The organism is uncultured Porphyromonas sp., assembly GCF_947254915.1.
Classification (GTDB): Bacteria; Bacteroidota; Bacteroidia; order Bacteroidales; family Porphyromonadaceae; genus Porphyromonas.
On sequence record NZ_CAMYEZ010000159.1, the window covers coordinates 1 to 3,165 of the forward strand.

General features: G+C 56.2%; 2 protein-coding genes and 1 pseudogene. All 3 read left to right on the forward strand.

Features of this window, described 5'->3' with window-relative positions:
* Positions 1–1,329, forward strand: a pseudogene (locus Q0X57_RS07945) (hypothetical protein); the annotation flags it as partial.
* 35 nt (positions 1,330–1,364) lie between these two features.
* Positions 1,365–2,636: a phosphoglycerate kinase gene (locus tag Q0X57_RS07950; protein ID WP_297729923.1), complete on the forward strand. Its 1,272-nt coding sequence runs from the start codon at positions 1,365–1,367 to the stop codon at positions 2,634–2,636.
* Positions 2,626–3,165 (forward strand): GNAT family N-acetyltransferase (locus Q0X57_RS07955; RefSeq protein WP_297729925.1); only part of this gene is annotated, 540 nt, incomplete at its 3' end. The genes Q0X57_RS07950 and Q0X57_RS07955, both read left to right, overlap by 11 nt.

The following is a 3,165-nucleotide window of genomic DNA, read 5'->3' on the forward strand; positions in this document are numbered from 1 at the left end:
CTCGTGGGCGATGTGCAGGAGGGCTACGAAGCGCTAAAGCGTCTCGTGGCTCGTGGCTTCGATGTCAACGCTTTTGCGACTAGCTCGCTCCTGCAGGGACCTTTCTTTGAAGATGAGGCGCATTGGTTAGTTCCCTTTGACCTGCAGCACAGTTCGCTGGGAGCCGTGATGGCTCAGTTTAGCAATGAGTACCAGCTCGGCGAGGATCAGATCATGACGCTACTGCGTGAGTCCATCTTCCAGCAGGTAGACATAGACTTCTACGGCTCCATCTTTAGGATTAGCCAACTGCCTGGACAGGTGCTACAAGGCATCTCGCAGGGTGTCCTAGCTATGGAAAACGTAATCAACCGCACCCCTTACATCCGTCCACAGGAGCGACGGACGCTAGAGGCGGATGACTATACGAAAGCGCTACAAGGGTACATCTGCCAGCTGGCTCGCATCTTCACCTTTATTGAAGCAAAGGTAGCTGCTAAGACACCCTTCATGATGCACTTTGGCCAGCCCAATCCCTTTGCACAGGCGCAATCGGAGCAACTCTGCGACAAGCATCTCGACCTACTGCGCGCTTACTGCGTCCAGACGAAAGAGTATGCAGGCGAGCAGGCTGCTATACAGTTTCAGCTGGGACGCACCTCAGAGCCTGAGGCTCGTGCTCAGCTTATGTACCGCCTTGCGCAGACCTACTACGAGGAGCAGAAGTATATGCAGGCTTACTTCGTCATGCAGCAGATTCCTCCGCAGCTACTCTCGGGAGACACGAGCCCGCTCTTTATCGCCCAGATCCTCTACCGCATGGAGCAGCCGATGCTCGCCATCTCACTACTAGAGCAGGTGCGACAGCAGGCAGATCCTGAGAAGCCTTCGCTCGCGATCTCACGACTACTCGGTGTGCTCTATGTAAAGCTCCGCATCTACGACAAGGCGCTCCCGCTGCTCTTGCAGTGCGAGTTTGAGGACGAGCACCCCGACACGCTCTATCCGCTCATCGCTTGGTGCCTCATGATGACACAGCGCTGGGAGGAGGCAAAGGCTTACGCCAGTCGCTCCGTTACCTCGTACGATCAGCTGGACAAAGACTCTCTGGAGCTTCAATACAAAGAGTTTGTACCCCTACTGCCCGCTCTCTTTACGCTCGTCGGCGGAGATCTACAGGGCACCCTGCAAGCTCTGGGCAAGCTCCTCGCATCGGCTGACGAACAGCAACAGAAGCGGTTCATCTCCGCCTACGGGGAGTGCATGTACGACCTGAGGCAACTAGGCGTACCGAGCCATCTGCTGGAGCTAATACAGACTTGGCTCCATCAGCGCATCAACACTTTCTAAGTTTATTCACACAGACCAAATACACACCTCTATTCATGACAAACATTCATCAGTTCGACTTCTCTGGTCTCCGTGCTCTCGTGCGTGTAGACTTCAACGTTCCCTTTGACGACAAAGGGCAGATCACCGACGACACCCGCATGCGTGCCGCCCTGCCTACACTACGCAAGATCCTATCCGACGGCGGGAGCGTCATCATCGCCACGCACCTCGGCCGCCCCAAGGGTCGTGACCCCAAGCTCTCTACAGCGCTCATCGTGCCCCACCTCAAGGAGCTCATACACGTACCTGTCATCCACTGCCCCGTGAGCCGTGGTGCACAGGCACAGGAGATGGCGCAGGCACTTCAGTCGGGCGAGATATTAGTATTGGAAAACGTACGCTTCGAGGAGGAGGAAGAAGGCAAGCTCCGCAATCCTGACCAGTACACTGACGAGGAGGCTCTCAAGGCTGCAAAGGCTGATCTCAAGGAGCGTCAGAAAGCTTACGCTAAGGAGATGTCCACGCTAGCAGATGTCTATGTCAACGATGCTTTTGGAGCAGCACACCGAGCACACGCCACGACGGCTCTCATCGCTCAGTACTTTGCTGCAGACAAGAAGATGTTTGGCATGCTCATGCTACAAGAAGTCGAGGCTGTACAGCGTGTACTGCATAGTGCTAAGCACCCCTTTACCGCTATCTTAGGAGGTTCTAAGGTCTCCTCCAAGATTGACATCATCCTCAACCTGATGGACAAGGTGGACAACCTCATCATCGGGGGCGGTATGGCCTACACCTTTGTCAAGGCGCAGGGTGGCGAGATCGGTCGCTCCCTCTGTGAAGAGGACAAGATCGACGTGGCACGGGACATCATGGAGCGCGCTAAGGCTAAGGGCGTACGACTCCTCCTACCCGTAGATACGGTTGCCACGTGCGACTTTGCCAACGATGCGTCTGCCGAGACCTTCCCAACCAATCAGATTCCTGCCGACCGCATGGGTATGGACATCGGCGCTCAGGCTTGTGCCGACTACCGTGAGGTTATCCTGACCAGCAAGACGATCCTATGGAATGGTCCTGCGGGAGTCTTTGAGTTTGACAACTTCGCTCGTGGCTCCGAAGCTATAGCCAAGGCAGTCGCCGAGGCTACACGACAGGGCGCCTACTCGCTCGTCGGTGGCGGGGATAGTGTCGCCTGCATCAACAAGCTCGGGCTAGGCGACGAAGTATCTTACGTATCCACTGGTGGCGGTGCGCTTCTAGAGGCTATCGAGGGAAAAGCTCTCCCAGGCATCGTAGCCATCGACCCCAACTATGGCAAGTAATATGGGACAAGACGCATCCGCTACCCCACTCGTCTCGCTTGTTCGTATGACACGGTGCGACCTCTGCAATGAGACGCACCAGCACCATCTGCCTACGCTCAGACAGCTCTACGAGGAGGCCTTTCCCCATAGTGAGCGTCGCCCTTGGAGTGACCTAGAGCAGCTCATTGGAGCGCAAGGCGCTTACCAGTTCTTCCTCTTGGAGCATCCCGAGCTAGGGGTCGTGGGCTTCATCACGCTGTGGCACTTCGACGACTTCTACTACGGAGAGCACTTTGCCATCCTACCGAAGCTACGCAACCATCGCCTAGGCGAGCAGACGCTACAGACGGTCAAGGAATACATTGGACGCGAACCAATCTACTTTGAGGTAGAGCCCGAGACGCTCTCCGAGATAGCTGGGCGACGCATCAACTACTACGAGCGCAACGGCTTTCAGGTGGTCAAGCGGGACTACCTGCAGCCCCCGTATCACCGTGAGGAGCAGGGCGTGCCGCTCTACATCATGTCGTCCGAGCTAGGCGAGAGA

Excerpts from the sequence above, each read along its gene's own strand:
- Q0X57_RS07950 (WP_297729923.1), top strand. The coding sequence starts at position 1,365 with ATGACAAACATTCATCAGTTCGACTTCTCTGGTCTCCGTGCTCTCGTG.